The organism is Methanobrevibacter sp. 87.7, from assembly GCF_002208625.1.
Classification (GTDB): Archaea; Methanobacteriota; Methanobacteria; order Methanobacteriales; family Methanobacteriaceae; genus Methanarmilla.
The window spans coordinates 1-268 of record NZ_MRCT01000296.1; the positions used below are offsets into that span (position 1 = coordinate 1).

The 268-nt window shown below is 33.6% G+C and carries 1 protein-coding gene; it reads right to left on the bottom strand.

The genetic code is table 11. The features are described 5' to 3' along the window. Nucleotides 1-209 (bottom strand): hypothetical protein (locus tag BGI41_RS08290; RefSeq protein ID WP_143744829.1); only part of this gene is annotated, 209 nt, incomplete at its 3' end. Nucleotides 210-268 lie beyond the last annotated feature (59 nt).

Here is a 268-nt window from a genome sequence, read left to right on the forward strand (position 1 = left end):
CTTGGTAAGCTATATTGTATTGGACTGATTTTTTGGACAGTTATTATCATGTCCTTCCTCATCAACCCTTCACATCTTCTCAAGACTTCTTTAGCTTTTCCAATTATTCTGGGATTTCTTTGATCTTCTTGTTTAATTATGTCTGAAGCAATGTTTTTAGCAGCATCTGTTTTGCCTTCAGGAATTAATATCTCATCTGATTTTTTCAAATAATCTTCCAATATATAGTCAGGAGCGTATTTAATAAGTTCTCTCAACTGAGCAGAGG